Here is a 19,042-nt window from a genome sequence, read left to right on the forward strand (position 1 = left end):
CATAGAAGAGATGCGTTTATCCGGAAAGCGGGGATGAGGCACTTATACAGAATACGACCGGGCGCTTAGACAGAAAGAACAGCCCTGTCGATAGAGGAGTGAATCGGAGTTGAAACGTTTTGCACAGGCATCCTATGTGATGTACTTTCTGGCGGGACTGGTTATCACCACGATCGGTTCCGTGCTGCCGCAAATTTTACGGCATTACGAGGTTACTTACACAATGGGGGGACAGCTTGTTTTCTGGGGCTCCATCGGATTTCTGGTCGGAGTGCCGGTGTCCACTCTTTTGTTAAACCGCTTTAGCGAAAAGCAGATTTTGGCATTAGCCTGTCTGATTATAGCCGGTTCCCAGTTTATGATGTGGTCGCTGCCGCCGTTTTCGGCTCTGCTGGTCATCAATTTCCTGAATTGTCTCGGAGTCGCCGCCGTTGAAACGATTGTGGCTACGCTCATGATGGAAGTTTTTGTGGGGCGGCGGGCGGTTGTGATGAGTTATCTTGAAGTATCGTTCGGTCTGGGGGCTCTGCTGATGCCTGTCATCTCCAGCCTGCTGATCTCGATGGATTTGTGGAGATACTCGTTCGTGGTTACGGGAATCACGGCCCTTGCGATGATGGGAGTGTGGGCCGTTATTACGTACTCCAAAACGGATACGGATGAAAATGCCGCCAAGGATGCGAGCAACATGGCGCCGCCCGAAAATATTTCGGCCCGTCTGAAATGGCTGCTGCTCATTTTCTTCGGGTTTATGATTTTTATGTACTGCGGCATCGAGGGAAGCATGAACAATTTCCTGTCTTCCATCTTTATCTCGTATCTGGATGCGGCTCCTTCCCTTGCGGCACTGAGCGTGGGTCTTTTCTGGGGCGCAATGGTTCTGGGGCGACTCGCAACGGGCTGGATTATCCGTAAGGTGACGTACAGCCGGTTTCTGTTTATCAGTATGGCAAGCAGTCTGATCGTGCTGGCCGCCTTTATCGTGCTGCACAACATCTGGACGGGCTATGTCCTGATTATCGCGCTGGGATTGCTGCTGTCCGGCGTGTATTCCATTACGATGGTGTATGCCAATCACACGTTTCCGGGTCTCGCCCGGCTTGTGACAAGCCTGATTACCGGCCTGGCGGGTCTCGGTGGAGCCGTTTTCCCGGCGTTGATCGGATATGTCATGGATCAGGCGGGCAGCTCATGGGCGCTCTGGATGACGGTCGGCTTCGCCGTTTTCTATCTGCTCGGTCTTGCGGTGGTCGAAGCTGTCTACAAAAAAACGAGGAGATCGGGCAATCCCGCGCAAGCTTCCTAGCACAGGAAGGTCCGGCCGCTAACGGCTGCTTGTATTTTCCATAAAAAAACCGCCTTCGGGCGGGCGCAAATGCGTTAGCTGCGCCTGCCGCCGAATGGCGGTTTTTTGTATGTAAACGGGTGGACTGCAGACGTTCCGGGAAATTAAATGAACGGATACTCTTCCGGGTTCGTTTTTACGGGGGTGGCGTCGTATCCTTCCGTAAGCAGGTCGAGTTTACCCGTCTGCGGGTTCATGACCAGGCCGTGTACCGGAAGGTTTTTCGGCAGAAGCGGGTGATTGCGGATAATGTTCACGCTTCCGATGACCGCTTCGTCGATATGCTCGAAACCCGTCAGCCACTTGTCGAGGTTGATGCCGGAATTATGCAGGGTGTCCAGCACTTCATTTTGCACGCCGCGTTCCCGCGCCTTGCTCAGAACCTTCTCCGAGTTCAAGCCGGTCATGCCGCAGTCGCGGTGTCCGATTACGAGTACTTCATCGGCGTCCAGTTCGTATACGGCCACGATAATGCTCCGCATAATACTTCCGAACGGGTGGGAGACGAGAGCACCGGCGTTTTTAATAATCTTGGAATCGCCGTTGCGCAGGTTCATCGCCTTGGGAAGCAGTTCCACCAGACGGGTGTCCATGCAGGTCAGGATAACCATCCGTTTGTCGGGAAATTTGGTAGTCAAATACTGTTCGTACTCTTTGGATTCCACAAACGATTCATTGTAGTTGAGAATTTCGGATATTAAACTCATATAGATCCTCCGCTTCTATTGTATGGTTTCTTTTTATGGCAAAGGCAACCTGCGGGCCGCCTTGTGCTAATTCACGCAGTTGACCAGTCTCATGGCCGGATTGTAGGTCTGCTGGCTGCTTTTCAGGACATAGGTTCCCCGCTGGGGCATGTAGTCGACCGACAGATTGTCCTCGAAGAAAACTTCTTTGCGGGGATCGTACTGCACGGTGAACGCATTGCTCCGCGCATCTACGTCGCCTTCGGTATGAGCGGCCTGGATTTGAAGAGCGGCTACCCCGGCCAAGGCGCATCCGCAGCCTTCCGTATCGTAAAACAGCCTGAGGATCGCATCCTGCGGCAGACGGTTCGAAAGGGCTTCGACGGCCGCTTCGCTAAAGTGAATATACATTCGTAAGCTCCCTCCTTTTTATCAATTGTATCACAAACGGAAGAATTTGATTATCATCCGCATAGAAAGTATGATGACAGTATACTTGTTTAGTGAAAGGAGAATCCACCATGAGCCAGACAGACTATCAGGGCAAACTGGATGAATTCCGCAAATACATACGTAAAATCAAACATTATGAAGAAGCAGTCGGCCTTATTTACTGGGATTTGCGCACCGGCGCTCCTAAGAAAGGCGTATCCGAACGTTCCGAAGTAGTCGGCGAGCTGTCCACGGAAGCGTTCCGGTTATCGGTATCCGACCAAATGGGCGAATACCTGGATTTCTTCTCGGATTCGGCACGCACCGAGGAACTGGACGAAACGAACCGCCGTGTCGTTCAGGAAGCGAAGAAGGAATTTGACCGCAGCAAAAAAATTCCGCCTGAAAAGTACCAGGACTACGTCGTCCTGACTTCCAAAGCGGAAAGCATATGGGAAGAGGCGAAGGAGAAGAACGATTTCGCCATGTTCCAGCCTTATCTGGAAAAGATCGTGGAGACGAACCTGGAGTTCGTCGACCTGTGGGGCTACAAGGGGCATAAATACAACACCCTTCTCGATATGTACGAGCCGGGCATGACCGTCGAGAAGCTGGACGAAGTGTTCGGAGCTCTCCGCAGCGAAGTGGTGCCTCTTCTGGCCGAAATCAAGAAGGCGCCGCAGCCGGACCGTTCGTTCCTGCGCCAGACGTTCGACAAAGAGAAGCAGAAGCATTTCTCCATGTTCATCTTAAAGGAACTGGGCTACGATTTCGAAGCGGGACGACTGGATGAAACCGTTCATCCGTTCGCGACCGGTCTGAACCCGGGCGATGTCCGGATCACCACCCGTTATCTGCCGGAAGACGCGACAAGCGCGCTCTTCGGTACGATTCACGAGTGCGGGCATGCGCTCTACGAGCAGAACATTTCGGAAGACTTGATCGGAACGAATCTCTGCACGGGAACGTCGATGGGCATTCACGAGTCACAATCCCGTTTCTGGGAGAATATGGTAGGTAGAAGCCGTGAGTTCTGGTCCCGCTACTACGCCGACCTGCAGCGCACCTTCCCCGGACAGTTCGATAACGTGAGCGAAGAGGCGTTTTACCGGGCGATTAATCATACCGAGCCTTCCCTGATCCGGATTGAAGCGGATGAGCTGACCTACAATCTCCACATCATGATCCGATACGAGCTTGAAAAAGCGCTGTTCAGCGGCGAGCTGAAAGTCGCCGACCTGCCCGAAGCCTGGAACGCGAAATACCGCGAGTACCTGGGCATCGAGGCGGACACAAACGCGGAAGGCGTGCTTCAGGATGTGCACTGGGCAGGCGGCGCCTTCGGGTACTTCCCGTCCTATGCGCTTGGAAATATGTATGCCGCTCAGTTCACCAACACGCTGCGCAAAGAGATTCCGGCGTTTGACGAGCTGCTTGCCAAAGGCGATTTCGCTCCGATCAAACAGTTCCTGGTCGAGCACATTTACCGCTACGGAAAATCCCAGACGCCTAACGAGATCGTCCGCCGCGTGACGGGCGAGGATCTCAATCCGCAGTATCTGGTGGATTACCTCAAGGACAAATACAAGCCGCTCTATGGCTTAAGCTGATAGAAGTTGTAAAAAACGCCCCGGATGACGTTGGCCGCTTCGGCCATCGCCTTTCGGGGCGTTTTTTTTTGCGCGTAAGGCCCCCGGCCGTTAACCCGCCTTCCTGCTTGTGCATATGCTGATAGCAATCAAGAAGAATGGAGGAGACGCCCGTGTTACACAGATCCATCGTCTTCCTCCTGCTGTCGGTGCTGTTGGCGGGATTGCTTCTGCCGGGCTGCTCGAAACAGGAAGAAGTCAGCAAAATCCGTATCGGTGAAGTCACGAGATCGATCTTTTACGCGCCTCAATATGTCGCGCTTTCGCAGGGCTTTTTCAAGGATGAAGGGCTGGAAGTGGACCTGACGACTACAGCCGGAGGGGACAAAACGATGACCACGCTCCTGTCCGGCGGCATCGACGTGGCGCTGGTCGGATCGGAAACGTCGATTTATGTGCATCAGCAGGGAAGCGACGATCCCGTCATCAATTTTGCCCAGCTTACGCAGACGGACGGCACCTTTCTCGTTTCGCGCACAAAGCCGGCCGGAAGTTTTGACTGGAACGCTCTCAAGGGAAAAACCTTCCTCGGCCAGCGCAAGGGCGGGATGCCGCAGATGGCCGGCGAGTTTGCGCTGCGCAAGCACGGCATCGAGCCTCACAAGGATTTGAACCTGATCCAGAATGTCGATTTTGCGAACATCGCTTCCGCTTTTTCGTCCGGAACCGGGGAGTATGTCCAGCTTTTCGAGCCCCAGGCTTCCGTATTCGAGAAAGAGGGAAGAGGGTTCGTCCTGGCCTCTTTCGGAGTCGAGAGCGGCAAACTGCCGTACACCGTTTACATGGCGAAACAAAGTTTTATCAAGAAAAATCCGAACGCGGTTCAGAAGTTTACGAATGCCGTACAGCGGGCACAGAATTGGATGCATACTAAAAGCGTCAATGAAATCGCGGATGCGGTTCTGCCTTATTTTAAGGATACCGATCCTGATATCGTGAGAAGCGTGGTCAAACGGTATAAAGACCAGAACACCTACGCCGGCGACCCCGTTATCGACGAAACGGAATGGAACAACCTCCAGGACGTCATGACCCAGGCCGGTGAACTGAAAGCGAAGGCCGATTGGAGCAAACTGGTCGACAACAGTTTTGCCGAGAAAGCCAAGGCGAACGTGAAGTGAGCAGGGACGGCCTGTTCACTGCCGCGGCTGCCGGTTCAGGCTGCCGGGCCATTCTCGTGCAAGCGGATAAGGAGGGATGCGACCATGGATACAGCGGCTACGGTTCAAGTTAGCGGCATGACGCATGTGTACGTGTCGGATGCCCGGGCGAACCCGGCCTTGGAAAATATCGGGCTGACCATCCGGCCCGGCGAGTTTGTCAGCCTGCTCGGCCCGAGCGGATGCGGCAAAACGACGCTTTTGTCCATTATCGCCGGTCTGATCCGGCCCACCCGGGGGCAGGTGCTGATTAACGGCCGGGAAATGGATTCTCCCACTTCCCGGGTCGGGTATATGCTTCAGCAGGATTACCTGTTTCCGTGGAGGACGATTTACGGCAATGCCGTCATCGGACTCGAGCTGCTGGGCAGGCTGAACAAGGAAACGGGAGCGTACGTCGATCATCTCCTGGAGGAGATGGGGCTGGCCGCATTCCGCGATTACCGGCCTGCCCAGTTATCGGGCGGCATGAGGCAGCGTGTCGCGCTCGTCCGGACGCTGGCCGCGAGGCCCGAGCTGCTTCTGCTGGATGAGCCGTTCTCCGCGCTCGATTACCAGACCAAGCTGCAGCTGGAGGATCTTGTCGTGCAGACGCTTCGATCACGGGGCAAGACCGCGCTGCTCGTCACGCACGATATTACGGAAGCCATCGCGATGAGCGACCGGATTATCCTGCTTGAACCGCATCCGGGCCGGATCCGGAGGGAAATCGCCGTTCCGGAGCACATTCGGCAGACACTGCCTTTCGAAGCGAGAGAAAAGCCGGGTTTCCATGAGCTTTTCCACGAGATTTGGCAGGAATTCGAACGTATGGGCGGAAAGGGGGCGGAAGCGTGAGTACTCATCCGGCAGATGAAAACGCACAACATAAAAAAGCCGGTACCGGAGCGAAGGCGCCCGGCCCGGATCATACAGGCGGCGGAACGCTTGCGGAGAGCATCCATGCGGCTCATTTGGAGACCAAACGCAAAGTGACGGTTCGTGTCCGTGTGACCCAACTGCTCATTCTTGTAGTCAGTCTGGGCTTATGGGAAGCCGCGGGCCGCCTGAAATGGATCGATGTGCTTCTGTTCAGCTATCCGAGCAAAGTTTTTGTGCTCCTGGCTTCGAAAATCGCGGACGGCTCCATTTTCCCCCATACGGGGTATACCGTCTATGAGACAGTTGTAGGCTTCGTACTGGGCACGCTTTTCGGGACGGCGCTGGCGATGCTGCTCTGGTGGTCGCCCTTCCTGTCGCGCGTGCTCGATCCGTACATCGTCGTGCTGAACAGCATGCCGAAAGTGGCGCTTGGCCCGCTTTTTATCGTCGGATTCGGCCCCGGAATGCTATCCATTATCGCGACCACGCTCTCGGTTACCGTCATCATTACGACCCTGGTGGTGTACGGGAGCTTCAAGGAAGTCGACGACAATTATGTGAAAGTCGTCCGGATCTTCGGGGGAAGCCGGGGCGAGGTCTTCCGCAAAGTGATCCTTCCCGCTTCTTTTCCTACGATTGTGGCGACCCTGAAAGCGAACGTCGGCCTTGCCTGGGTAGGCGTCATTGTAGGCGAATTCCTGGTTTCCAAAATGGGACTCGGCTACCTCATCGTGTACGGATTCCAGGTGTTTAACTTCACCCTCGTCATCGCAAGCCTGGTCGTAATCGCAATCGTCGCGACCTTTATGTATCAAGCCGTCGTCTGCCTGGAGAATAAACTGATGTCCCGCCGGTAAGCCTGAGAGAAGCATAAACTGCCGTCCCGTGCCGTACCTATGACCGATGGACTTGAACAATTACGCCGAACATGGAATAATCGAAGCAGAAAAAATCCACTTGACGGAGCAAACATCTATGAACATTCCTTTCATCGGCATTCGCGTCTTAAAAACGGCTCTGGCCGTCATCGTATCGATTACCTTGGCCCGGTGGATCGGCTTAACCAGCCCCAATTCCGCAGGGCTTCTTGCTATTCTGGGCATTCAGGTGACGAAGCGCAGAGGCATCAACAACGCTTTTCAGCGGATCGCGGCTTCCATTCTGGCCGTCCTTTTCGCATCCGTCCTGTTCAGCCTGCTCGGCTTCCACGTCTGGGTGCTCAGTTTGTTCATACTTATCGTTTTCCCGGTCTTGCACCGGATAAAGCTGAGCGACGGAGCGGTCACGGCATCCGTAACCATTTTTCACATTTATAATGCGCAGTTGATCAGCGCCCCGCTTATTTTAAATGAAATCATCCTTCTTATCGTTGGCCTGGGAAGCGCCACTTTGATCAACATTTCGTATATGCCCAAGGCGGACAAAGAAATCGAGTTTTACCGGGCTAAGGTCGAGGGACTTTTCTCGGATGTGTTTCTGCATATTGCCGAGCATCTAAGGGATACGACCGTCGTCTGGAACGGCAAGGAACTCCTCGAGCTGGACGAAGTGCTGAAAACGGGAACCGAAACGGCGAGCCGGTCGATTGAGAACGCGCTGCTTTTCGGTACTCATACGTATACGGATATGCAGCTGTATTTTTATATGCGCAACGAGCAGTTCGAATCCCTTCAGCGGATGGCGCTGCTGGTGTCCCAGGTCAGCCGGGAGCTGCCTCTCGGGGAAAGTCTCGCTTCTATTTTCGAAGAGCTCAGCAAAGATTGCAAGGTAGACTACTACACCGGACGTTCGGAGAAAAAGCTGGCCGCCCTGCAGGCGAACTTTAAGATGGAGACGCTGCCCCAGACGCTTTCCGAGTTCGAGGCGAGAGCGGCGCTCCAGCAGTTGACGCGCGAACTGAGCCATTATTTGAATATCGCCAAAAAGCAAAAAAAACAGAAGCCCGCGTCCGCGCGCTCCTGAAATAGTTGTCACCCCGGGCGACTGTCCTGCATACACTTGTAATGAATGATTGCATGGAGGAGGTTGAAAGGATGTCAATAGATAGAAATTTGCAAAGCAGAGAGATCATCGTGAAAGCTGTCTGCGGCAAAGGACGCAAATTTTCGCACGTAAGTCATACCGTGACTCCGCCTCATGCTCCAACCAGTATCTTAGGCGCTTGGATTATCAACAATCAGTACGAAGCCGTCAAGTCTGGAGAGGGAGTCGAGGTCGTCGGTACTTACGATATCAACATCTGGTATTCGTATGATCGGAATACGAAAACCGATGTCGCGAAAGAAACGGTATCTTATGCGGAGGTAGTCGGCTTGTCGTACCTCGACAAGCGGCACAAGTCTGCCACAGCGGAAGTTTCTGCGGTCGCAACGCAGGAACCGAACTGTGTAGAAGCGAGCATCTCCGGGGGCGGGAACGTGCTGATCCGCGTAGAGCGCGAATTCCATGTGGAGCTGACTGCCGAAACGAAGGTGCACGTGATCGTGGATCCGAGCGGCGGAGATTTCGAAGAAAAGCATGTAGACTTCGATCTCATCAGCGATGATGGAGATTACGAAGATTTGAACCCCGATCTGCTGGAAGATGATTTAAGTTAAAGGTTAATTCATCATATGCCGCGGAAGAAGCTGGGGCAGAGGGCATTTGCCCTCTTTTTTGTTTCTCCGGGTAAAAATGGGCAGCCGGGAGGAGGACGACTATGCAGCTCTTCGTGCTGTACTCCGGGCGGGATAGGCAGACGGCTTCGGCCATCGGCCGGGAATTGGGCCTCCTGAACCTTCCGCATGGAGAAAAGCTTCCGGACAAGAAACCGGTCAGGGTGATGGGCTGGGGAAAACTGTCCGCGGAGCAGGAGAGGGAATTGACCGCACTGCCCAGGCGCAGACTGCTGCAGCCTCCGGAAGCGGTCTCCTTGGCGCTCAGGGAAGAGGAAGCGGGGATGCAGCTTGCCGTGCACGGCATCCGGACGGTCCTTCGGGTCTCCCGGGGAGATACGGCAGACCGCCGTGATCGCGGCAGCCGTCCAGGCGGCGGATCGTATTCCTACGAATACCGCATTCCGGTTTTCCATATGGAGGCCCTCGCCGCTTACCGGCAGAAAAACAACCTGCTGCTGCTTCCAGGCACGGCCGGAACAGAGCCGTCCGGTTTCCAAGAAGTCAGCCTGGAGCAGCAGACGTTTCACACCCAGCGCGCTGTCCGCGAGTCGGTCAAGGCGGTGTACGCTCTCGGCCTCGACTACGGCCTCGTGCATATCGCCATCGAGCCTTCCGGCAGGACGCTCGTGCTGCGCGTAGATCCTTCACCGCCGCTGGATCAGCCGCTGGCGGCGCTCTTCGCGCACGCCATCGGGCGCTATGCCGCGCAGCTCTCGCAGGAGATGGCGCGGACGGAACCCGCGGTACTCGGGAGCGATCCCGAGTTTCTGCTGGTTAATCCGCGCGGCAAAGTCGTCTCCGCCTCCAAGTATTTGGAGCGGGAAGGACAGGTCGGCTGCGACGCGATCGTGCTCAGCGGCCACCGCGTCATTCTGCCGCTGGCCGAGCTGCGGCCGCAGCCGAGCAGCGACCCGGCGCAGTTGGCCGCAAATCTGCGCCGGACGATGCGTACGGCCGCGCGCAAGATCGGCGACGACAGCCTCGCCTGGATTGCCGGCGGCATGCCGCTGCCGGGCTTTCCGCTCGGCGGGCACGTTCATTTCAGCCGGTGCTGGCTGAATTCGCACCTGCTGCGCGCGCTGGATAACTACCTGGCGCTTCCTCTCATGATGATCGAGGGAGAGACGACGGCGCTGCGCCGCCCGCGCTACGGGCTGCTGGGGGATTACCGCCGGCAGCGGCACGGCGGGTTCGAGTACCGGACGCTTCCGAGTTGGCTGGTTTCGCCCGAAATCGCCCTCGGCGTGTTCGCGCTTGCGCGGATTATCGCGGACCGCTATTTCGAGCTGGATCAACGGCCGCTGGACGACCTGGAGGCTCAGGAGTACTACTACGCCGGCAATAAACCGGGCCTCGCGGATGCCGTGGAAAGCTTATGGGCCGATCTCGAGAAACAGCCCATGTACGGAGAATTCGCGAGGTACCTGCGTCCGCTTCGGGAGCAGTCGCGGCGCATGGAAGGCTGGCAGGAGCTCGCCGATTTCCGGCGGAGCTGGAAAATCGGTCCCTACGGACGGAAACAGGATGCCGCCCAGGAAAACATGCTATAATAGAAGAATCATAGACAGCCTTATCCGCTGAACGTTTCGTCGGAGGTTTAGAATGACTCAATACACACCCATGATCCAACAGTATCTGGCAATCAAGGCTCAGGTGCCGGATGCTTTTTTGTTTTTCCGTTTGGGAGATTTTTATGAATTGTTTTTCGAAGACGCCATCAACGCTTCCCGCGAGCTGGAGATAACCTTGACGGGGCGCGGCGGCGGTACGGAAGAAAAGATCCCCATGTGCGGGGTTCCCTATCATTCCGCGGACAATTATATTTCCCGTCTCATAGAGAAAGGCTACAAGGCCGCCATCTGCGAGCAGGTGGAGGACCCCGCCGCAGCCAAAGGCGTCGTCCGCCGGGAAATTGTCCGGATCGTGACGCCGGGCACCGTGATGGACGGCAAGACGCTCGGTGACGCGAGCAACAACTACATAGCGGCCGTCGCACAGGTCGGCGGCCGGTACGGCTTCAGCGCCTGCGACGTGTCCACCGGAGAATTGTACGCAACCTCCTTGTCGGACTCGTTCCAACTGCTGATCGACGAGCTGAATGCGTACGGACCGGCAGAAATTATCGGGCACGGACCGCTTCTTGACGAGGTCCGGGGCCAGATTCCGCTTACGGCGAAGTCCACGGTGTTTACGGCGTGGGAGAAGGCGGCGGACGACAAGCTTGCTCCGCAGTTCGGCGAAGGGGCGGCCGGGAAGCTGGACGCCTCCGCAAGACGCGTCGTTTCCCTTCTCCTTGCCTATTTGCATGAAACGCAGAAGCAGAGCTTGACTCATATCAAAGAAATCCGCGCTTACTCGCCCCAGCAGTATATGACGATGGATCCTTTCACACGCCGTAACCTTGAGCTGGTGGAAACGGTCCGGGAACGCAGCCGTAAAGGGTCGCTCCTGTGGCTGCTGGATGAAACGGTCACCGCCATGGGCGCCCGTATGCTGCGCCGTTGGATCGAGAAACCGCTGATGCAGGCCGATGCGATCCGCAATCGGCACGACGCGGTGGAGACGCTGTACAAACAATTTATTTTGCGCGACGATCTGCGCACCGTTTTGAAAGAAGTGTACGATCTGGAGCGGCTCGTTGCCCGGATGGCCTACGGAAGCGCCAACGCCCGGGACATGATTGCCCTTCGGGTTTCGCTGGAACAAGTGCCCAGGCTGAAGGACGTCTGCGGCGGTGCGGGCGCCCGTGTACTCGAGCGTCTTGTCGATGAAATGGATCCCTGCTCCGATATCTCGGAAATGATTCTGGGAGCTATCGAAGACGAACCGCCTGTGTCCGTACGCGACGGAGGCATGATCCGCGAAGGCTATCACGACTACCTGGATCAGCTCCGGGAAGCGAGCACCAACGGGAAGAAGTGGATCGCCGAGCTGGAAAGAAGCGAGCGCGAGGCGACCGGAATCAAGTCTCTTAAGGTCGGCTACAACAAAGTGTTCGGTTACTATATCGAGGTAACCAAAGCCAACGTCGGGTCCCTTCCCGAGGGGCGCTACGAACGCAAGCAGACACTCGCGAACGCCGAACGTTTCGTCACTCCGGAATTGAAGGAGAAAGAAGCGCTTATCCTTGAGGCGGAGGACAAACGCACCGATCTGGAATACGAGCTGTTCGTTCAGCTTCGTGAACGGATTTCCTCGCAGATCGGACGCCTCCAGAAGCTGGCCGAGGCGATAGCCGAGCTGGACGTGTACCAGTCGCTGGCTGCGGTGAGCGCGTCCAACCGGTTTATCCGTCCGGAGATCGGCGACGGCTACGATTTGCATATCGAAGAAGGCAGGCATCCGGTCGTCGAGGCGGTGCTTGAAAGCGGAGCGTTCATCGAGAACGAGACGAAGCTTACCGCCGGGGACGGAAGCATGCTGCTGATTACCGGCCCGAACATGGCGGGTAAAAGCACGTATATGCGCCAGGTTGCCGTTATTTGCCTGATGGCGCAGATCGGCTGTTTCGTACCGGCAAGCAGCGCGAAGATTCCGATCATCGACCGTATTTTCACGCGGATCGGCGCAGCCGACGACCTGATCGGCGGCCAGAGTACGTTCATGGTCGAGATGATGGACATACAAGTGATGACGGAGAAAGCGACCGAGCGCAGCCTCGTCATTATCGACGAGTTGGGCCGTGGAACCTCGACAGGTGAAGGCATGGCGATCGCCCAGGCGGTCATCGAGTTTCTTCATCACGAGATCGGATGCAAAACGCTCGTTTCCACTCACTTTCACGAGCTGGCCCATCTGGAAGAGAGTCTTCCGCAGCTGCGGAATTACTGCATGGCCGTCAAGGAAAGCGGTCAACAGGTTACCTTCCTGCGCAAGCTGATCCGGGGCGCGGCCAGTACGAGCTACGGCATCTACTGTGCCCAGATCGCGGGCCTGCCGGACGGCATTATATCCCGCTCCTACGAGCTTTTGCAGACTTTCGAGGCGCGTGCGGCGGCAGATGCGCCGGACCCGGAAGCCGGATTGTCCGGCGAGGCCGTCCTGACGGGAGTTCCGGCAGCCCGTACGTCCGCGAAAGCGGCAGCGGCCGGTGAGGCGAGCGCTCCTTACGGTGCGCCGAAGGGAGCGGTGTCTCCGGGCTCCGCTGTAGAGCAGCTGAGCTTTTTCGAGGAGTCGAAGCCGGTGAAGGCACAGGAACCTTCCGCCAAACCGGATCCGCAGACGCAAGCGGTCATCGAGGAGCTTAAAGCGCTGGATCTGCTCAACATGACACCGCTTCAGGCGATAAATGCCATTTACGAACTGAAGAAAAAATTACAGGCTTGACAGCAGAAATTTGGTTTTTTTCAAATAAATGGTTCCGATCAAGATGACGCACGAAGCCGGGATTAAGCGATACCTATGGTCCGCCTCAGTTTTCCTGCCGCATCGTATCTTAATAAAAGGGTGATTATGAATGGGTTTTCCCGGTATTCGCAAATTAAAAACGGCCGCCGCCGCCGCAGTCGTGTTCGGTGCGGTAATCCCGGCTTCGGCATGGGCTCAGGAAAGCGTGCAAACAACTAATGAGGTAAGACAAGTTCTCGGACAATATCATGTTAGCGGGATTACGGCCGATGAGCTTAAAGGTCTGAGCATCGCGGACATGCTGAAAAAAATTAACGCCAAGGACCCGTACACAACGTATTTCACCAAAGAACAGCTGGAAAAATTTACGGACAGCCTGGAAAATAATTATTACGGAATCGGCGCCCAGATGGGTTATGACGATGTCGGCGTATATGTGGACAAGATTTTCGAAGGATCGCCTGCGGAAAAGGGCGGACTAAAAAAAGGCGACTATATTCTGAAAGTCGCCGGCGTTTCCGCGCAGGGGAAGAACCTGAGCGAAGTGGTAAGCGGGGTTCTCGGTCCCGAAGGAACCAAAGTCGAACTAACGGTCAAGCGGGACGGCAAAGAACGGAGCCTCACGTTGACACGGGCGAAAATACATCTGCCGAACGTAGAGGGCTACCTCATTACGCCGAGCACGGGCTACATTAAAATCGACAGCTTCTCAAGCGATGCCGATGAAATTTTCGACGCGACCCTTTCGGCTCTGCAAAAAATGGGCATGAAATCGCTGGTCATCGACTTACGCGATAACCCGGGCGGCCTCGTGGACTCGGCGCAGAATATCGCCTCCAAGTTTGTAAAGGAAGGCGTCTTCGCCCACACGAAAAACCGCAACAACGAAGATACGCCTCTTCAAATCAAAGGCGGAACGACCCAAGACATTCCGGTTTTCATGCTGCTGAACGAAAATAGCGCCAGCGCTTCCGAAATGCTTGCGGGTGCCTTGAGAGACTATGGAGTGGCGAAGATAGTGGGCATGAAGAGTTACGGCAAGGGAAGCATGCAGAGTCTGCACAGTCTCAGCGACGAAAGCGCCGTGAAAGTGACCTTCGAAGAATATTTGACGCCCAAAATGAAGCCGGTCAACGGAGTCGGCATTGTGCCAGACATCGAAGCGGACGGCTACACGGCCCAACTGATTATGGCCCTGCGCAAAGCGGGAACGAATTCCTTCCAGGTGAGGGTGACCAAGCATGACGTAACGGTCAATCAAGTAGAAGTGACGGAGCCGTACAGACCGGTTCGCGAAGGAGGCCATGTTTTTGTCGCTTCCCGTACGCTGGCAGCTCTGATCGGTGCCGATATCAAGTGGAATCAGGCCGCACAGGCCGTTAATATAAGCACCGGTAAAGGAACACACACATTCGCGATGTCGCCCGACACGCTTCTGCTCAAGAACGGGACGAGCTACATCAATTTGGATAAATTCGACGATATCTATCCGCAGCTGCACTGGGAAGATGCCGATAATCTTTTGCAGCTGGAGACGGAGAAGGAGTAGGTTAAGATGGGCAAAATTCGGCTTCTTGACGAGCATATCGCCAACCAAATCGCAGCTGGCGAAGTTGTAGAGCGTCCGGCATCGGTCGTAAAGGAACTGGTGGAGAACTCCATTGACGCCGGAAGCAGCCGCATCGATGTCGTGGCGGAAGAAGGCGGTTTGCAGCTCATCCGCGTAACCGATAACGGTTCCGGAATCGAGAGCGAGGATTGCGAGCTTGCTTTTTACCGCCATGCTACGAGCAAAATTCAGTCGGGCAAAGATCTCTTTTCCATCCGCACATTGGGATTTCGCGGCGAGGCGCTGCCGAGTATCGCCGCCGTGTCCAAGACGGAATTCGTGACGTCGACGGACGGCAGCGGTCTGGGGCGCAAGCTTGCCGTGGAAGGCGGGGACGTCGTTACGCAGGAAGAAACATCCGCCCGCAAAGGGACCGATATTTCGGTCAAAGAGCTGTTTTACAACACTCCTGCCCGGCTGAAATATATGAAAACCATCCAGACGGAGCTGGGGCATATTTCCGACTATATGTACCGGCTCGCGCTGGCGCACCCGGATATCGCTTTTACATTGAAGCATAACGGCAACAGTCTGCTGCAAACTCTTGGAGGAGGCGATCTGCTTCAAGTTATCGCGGGAGTTTACGGATCGGCTGTCGGCAAGCAGATGATCGCGGTCGGAGGAGAGAGCCTGGATTACAAAATTTCCGGCTATATCTCCCGTCCCGAGCTGAACCGGGCGAACCGCAGCGCCATGTCCATTATGGTGAACGGGCGGTACGTGCGGAGCTTTGCCGTTCAGCATGCCATCATGAACGGATTCCATACGCTTCTTCCGATTAACCGCTTTCCGGTAGTCGTATTGCACATTGAGATGGACCCTTCGCTTGTCGATGTGAACGTTCATCCGTCCAAGCTTGAGGTTCGTTTCAGCAAAGAGCCGGAGCTGGTAAAAATGATCGAGGACATGATCAAGGAAGCTTTGGGTCGCCAGGTTCTTATCCCGAAAGGCGTTCAGGCTTCCGCACGGATCAAGGAATCGTTCGTTCAGGAAACGATGACGCTATACCGCCCGGAAGCGGATCCTTTGCTGAAGCAGGGGATTACTCCGGCGCAGTGGAGAGAACAGCTTTCCGCCTCCGCGGATGGACAAGCTCCGGCCTCTGCGGCGGACAACCGCGAAGGGGAAGGGAGTGACACCGCCCAAGAGGCGGACGAGCACCGGCGCAGCCTGGCTTCGCTCGACTCGCTTGCTCCGCCGGGCGCCGCCGGCGAAAGCGGAGCCGGATCGGCAGACTCCGCGGCAGAGGCCCTCACCCCGGGCGGCGTCGGCACGCGGGAGCGGCAGCTTCCCGCTGCCGGAACGTCCGGCACGGGAGCCGGGGCCGAGGCGGCACGCTTGACGCCGCTTCAGCCGCCGGGCAGCGCGGGAGCGCTTGACGCCGGCAGAGGCTCCGCGGGCTCGTCCGGGCTGGGGGCAGCGGACGACCGGCACGCCGGCTCCGCCCGGGACGCCGCAGCTCCGGGCGGCCCGAGCGGCGTGTCCGCTTCAGCCGCGCGGGAAGCGGCGGCTTCGCATCTGCGCGAGCCGCAGTCCCGGCCGTCCGCTGCGGAGCCATCCGGCGCGCCTTACGGCTCCGGGGCTTACGGCGGCCAGCCCCGCGGCGGGGTCTCCTCAGCTGCGGGAGGCCGGACCGGCCGCGCACCCGCGCAGGACGACCGGCCATACTCCCGCGAGGCGGCGGGCAGCCTGCTTGCCGCGCTGCCGACGCGCAGCGACAAGGAAGCGCTCAAGCGGCCGGATTTTCCGTCGCTTTCGCCGATCGGCCAGCTGCACGGCACATATCTGCTCGCCCAGAACGAAGCGGGCTTTTATATGATCGACCAGCATGCCGCCCACGAGCGGATCAATTACGAATACTACTACACCAAGTTCGGAGAACCCCAGGAAGCCAGTCAGGAGCTCCTTGTTCCGATCCCGCTGGAGTTTACTTCGGCGGATTTTCAAGCCCTTCGGGACAAGCTGCCGCTTTTGGAGCAGGTAGGCGTTTATCTGGAAGCCTTTGGGGGTAATACGTACCTGGTGCGAGCCTATCCGCACTGGTTTCCTGCAGGAGAAGAGCAGTCAATCGTAGAGGAAATGTGCGAATGGATTTTGACGGAGCGCAAGGGAGTGGACCTGTCCAAGCTGCGGGAAAAATCGTCCACGCTATGTTCCTGCAAAGCTTCGATCAAAGCCAACCAGAGTCTGAGTACCGCGGAAATGGAAGCGCTGCTTGACCGATTGGGCGGATGCGGCAATCCTTACACGTGTCCTCACGGCAGACCGATCGTCATTTCGTTTTCGGTCTACGAGCTGGAGAAAATGTTCAAACGCGTCATGTAAAAGTTGGCATCCATCCGCCTGGTATAAGCGGACAAGTCTTGATGCGGCGTGCTTTTCCGGCCGGCGGCCGGTGTGAAACGATGCGAACACGCGTTTTGACGTGCGGAAAGACTTTGTGATATGGTGTACATGTCCTTTGGCGGAACGGGTAATCGTTCCGTCATCGGCTTAAAACTCGCTAACGGATAATGAGGGAATGTTGTGCTTGTAACCACATCTTACGACCCAGCCACCGAAGACGTGGATAAAGCGATTGCCGCAGCCCGGACGCTGGGCGGCCGCTTTATACCGCGAAAACGGCTGACGCTTTCCGGACTGCGTTCGCGCTTCGGAGAAAACGAAATCCTTCTGATTACGAAGGAAGGCTTAAAATATGACTTCGGCGGCCCTCACGCGCTCTTTTTCCATCCGAGCATGGCCCTTGTCCGCTACAAACGGCTTCGGCAGGGTTCTTCCGATCCGCTTCTTCAATTGTCTGGAGCGGGCCGCGGCGATGCCGTTGTAGATTGCACGGCCGGACTCGCTTCGGATTCGATCCTTTTTTCCTTCGCTGTGGGGGAATCAGGCTCCGTAACGGCTTGGGAGCACGGCCGGGTGCTGGCTTATTTGCTTGAGCAGGGCCTGGAGTCCTACCGGACGGGAGAAACCGAATTCGACGCCGCCATGAGGCGCGTCGCCATCCGGCAGGGAGATCATCTTGACGGGCTGCGCGCCATGGAAGACAACAGCTGCGACATCGTGTATTTCGATCCGATGTTTCGGGCGCCGATCGAGGAATCTTCGGGTTTGTCGCCTCTGCGCAGCGCGGCGTATGATCGGCCTCTGGACACGGCTGCCGTGGAAGAAGCCCGGCGTGTCGCCCGGCGCTGCGTCATCCTCAAGGAAGGCCGGCAAAGCGGAGAATTCGACCGGCTCGGTTTCCGGGAGACCGTTCCTACGGGCAGCAAGCTGGCATACGGGGTGATCCGATGCTGAACAGCCCAGGCGTTAAACCGAAGCTGCTCGTTCTGATCGGACCCACTGCGGTCGGCAAAACGAAGCTGAGCCTTGAAATAGCCGAGAGGTGGAACTGCGAGATCCTTTCCGGGGACTCCATGCAGGTCTACAGAGGGATGGATATCGGGACCGCGAAAGCGACGCCTGAAGAGAGGGCCCAAATCCCTCATCATATGATCGATATTCACGATCCCGGTTACCCTTACTCCGTCGCGGAGTTTCAGCAGCGCGTCAGGCAGCTTGTGCCTGAGATTACGGAGCGGGGGAAGCTTCCTTTCCTCGTCGGCGGGACGGGACTCTACGTGGAATCCGTCTGCTACGAGTATCAGTTCCTGGAAGCCGGGGCGGATGAAGAATTCCGCCGGCAGAAGAATCGGTTTGCGGAGGAACATGGGGATGAAGCTCTCCACCGGACGCTTGCCGAGGTGGACCCGGATTCCGCGCTTAAGCTGCATCCCAACGACCGGCGTCGCGTTGTCCGCGCGCTGGAAGTGTATCATCTGACGGGAAAACCGTTATCGGCCCATAACGCCGCCCAGAAAAAAGAATCCCCTTACGAACTATGTATAGTCGGACTGACCATGGACCGTCAGCTTCTGTACGGGCGCATCGAAGAGAGAATCGACATCATGATGGCCGAAGGGCTGGTTGATGAAGTAAAAAGGCTGCTCGAAAGCGGAGTGCCCCGCCAATCAGTTGCGATGCAGGGCCTCGGCTACAAGGAAATGGTCTCTTACCTGGATGGGGAGATCTCCTTGGATAGAGCGGTCGAACTCTTGAAACGGGACACGAGACATTTTGCCAAAAGGCAGCTTTCCTGGTTCCGTCACATGAAGGATATCCAGTGGATAGACGTCACGGATACCGCAAACTTTTCTGGGCATCTCGAACATTTCCATGCTATAATAACAGGAAAGTTTGTACACGATAACGAATATAATGCATAAGCAAACGCTTGCTTTTAGACTTGGCTCA

The 19,042-nt window shown here is 56.5% G+C and carries 15 protein-coding genes; 13 read left to right on the forward strand and 2 right to left on the reverse strand.

The features are described from left to right. Nucleotides 1-109: 109 nt before the first annotated feature. Complete coding sequence (locus tag AC58P5_RS16745; protein ID WP_497388386.1) at nt 110-1,306, forward strand: MFS transporter; 1,197 nt, start codon at nt 110-112, stop codon at nt 1,304-1,306. Nucleotides 1,307-1,449: 143 nt separating this feature from the next. On the opposite strand, the gene AC58P5_RS16750 is transcribed toward AC58P5_RS16745, so the two are convergent. Continuing rightward, entirely contained in the window at nt 1,450-2,052 is a 603-nt protein-coding gene (locus tag AC58P5_RS16750; RefSeq protein ID WP_497388388.1) for a beta-class carbonic anhydrase, read from the reverse strand. Nucleotides 2,053-2,118: 66 nt separating this feature from the next. Continuing rightward, nucleotides 2,119-2,442, reverse strand: coding sequence for an iron-sulfur cluster biosynthesis family protein (locus AC58P5_RS16755; RefSeq protein ID WP_497388390.1), 324 nt, complete (start codon nt 2,440-2,442; stop codon nt 2,119-2,121). A 110-nt stretch (nt 2,443-2,552) separates the two neighbouring features. Between AC58P5_RS16755 and AC58P5_RS16760 the strand changes: the two genes are divergently transcribed. The 12 genes from AC58P5_RS16760 to miaA all read left to right on the forward strand — a co-directional run bounded on the left by AC58P5_RS16760 (nt 2,553) and on the right by miaA (nt 19,014). After that, on the forward strand, nt 2,553-4,073 hold the full coding sequence (locus AC58P5_RS16760; protein WP_497388392.1) for a carboxypeptidase M32: 1,521 nt from the start codon (nt 2,553-2,555) through the stop codon (nt 4,071-4,073). A 152-nt stretch (nt 4,074-4,225) separates the two neighbouring features. Continuing rightward, a complete protein-coding gene (locus AC58P5_RS16765; protein WP_497388394.1) occupies nt 4,226-5,233 on the forward strand; it encodes an ABC transporter substrate-binding protein in 1,008 nt (335 codons plus the stop codon). An 84-nt stretch (nt 5,234-5,317) separates the two neighbouring features. Next, complete coding sequence (locus tag AC58P5_RS16770; protein ID WP_497388396.1) at nt 5,318-6,109, forward strand: ABC transporter ATP-binding protein; 792 nt, start codon at nt 5,318-5,320, stop codon at nt 6,107-6,109. After that, nucleotides 6,106-6,990, forward strand: coding sequence for an ABC transporter permease (locus tag AC58P5_RS16775; RefSeq protein ID WP_497388398.1), 885 nt, complete (start codon nt 6,106-6,108; stop codon nt 6,988-6,990). The genes AC58P5_RS16770 and AC58P5_RS16775 overlap by 4 nt, the downstream gene beginning before the upstream one ends. A 118-nt stretch (nt 6,991-7,108) precedes the next feature. Then, nucleotides 7,109-8,095, forward strand: coding sequence for an aromatic acid exporter family protein (locus tag AC58P5_RS16780; RefSeq protein WP_497388400.1), 987 nt, complete (start codon nt 7,109-7,111; stop codon nt 8,093-8,095). Between the two features lie 71 nt (nt 8,096-8,166). Further along, nucleotides 8,167-8,730: an outer spore coat protein CotE gene (locus AC58P5_RS16785; protein ID WP_497388402.1), complete on the forward strand. Its 564-nt coding sequence runs from the start codon at nt 8,167-8,169 to the stop codon at nt 8,728-8,730. 101 nt (nt 8,731-8,831) lie between these two features. Further along, nucleotides 8,832-10,340, forward strand: coding sequence for a putative amidoligase domain-containing protein (locus AC58P5_RS16790; RefSeq protein ID WP_497388404.1), 1,509 nt, complete (start codon nt 8,832-8,834; stop codon nt 10,338-10,340). A gap of 52 nt (nt 10,341-10,392) precedes the next feature. Further along, nucleotides 10,393-13,116, forward strand: a complete 2,724-nt coding sequence (mutS, locus tag AC58P5_RS16795; protein WP_497388406.1) for a DNA mismatch repair protein MutS — start codon at nt 10,393-10,395, stop codon at nt 13,114-13,116. A gap of 130 nt (nt 13,117-13,246) precedes the next feature. Next, nucleotides 13,247-14,686, forward strand: coding sequence for a S41 family peptidase (locus AC58P5_RS16800; protein WP_497388408.1), 1,440 nt, complete (start codon nt 13,247-13,249; stop codon nt 14,684-14,686). 6 nt (nt 14,687-14,692) lie between these two features. Then, nucleotides 14,693-17,071, forward strand: a complete 2,379-nt coding sequence (gene mutL, locus AC58P5_RS16805; protein WP_497388410.1) for a DNA mismatch repair endonuclease MutL — start codon at nt 14,693-14,695, stop codon at nt 17,069-17,071. A gap of 201 nt (nt 17,072-17,272) precedes the next feature. Continuing rightward, nucleotides 17,273-18,046 carry a class I SAM-dependent methyltransferase gene (locus tag AC58P5_RS16810; protein WP_497388412.1) on the forward strand — a complete coding sequence of 258 codons (774 nt, stop codon included), beginning with the start codon at nt 17,273-17,275 and terminating at the stop codon, nt 18,044-18,046. Further along, nucleotides 18,040-19,014, forward strand: coding sequence for a tRNA (adenosine(37)-N6)-dimethylallyltransferase MiaA (gene miaA / locus AC58P5_RS16815; protein ID WP_497388414.1), 975 nt, complete (start codon nt 18,040-18,042; stop codon nt 19,012-19,014). The genes AC58P5_RS16810 and miaA overlap by 7 nt, the downstream gene beginning before the upstream one ends. Nucleotides 19,015-19,042 lie beyond the last annotated feature (28 nt).

It is taken from the genome of Paenibacillus sp. JT31N7, assembly GCF_059692095.1.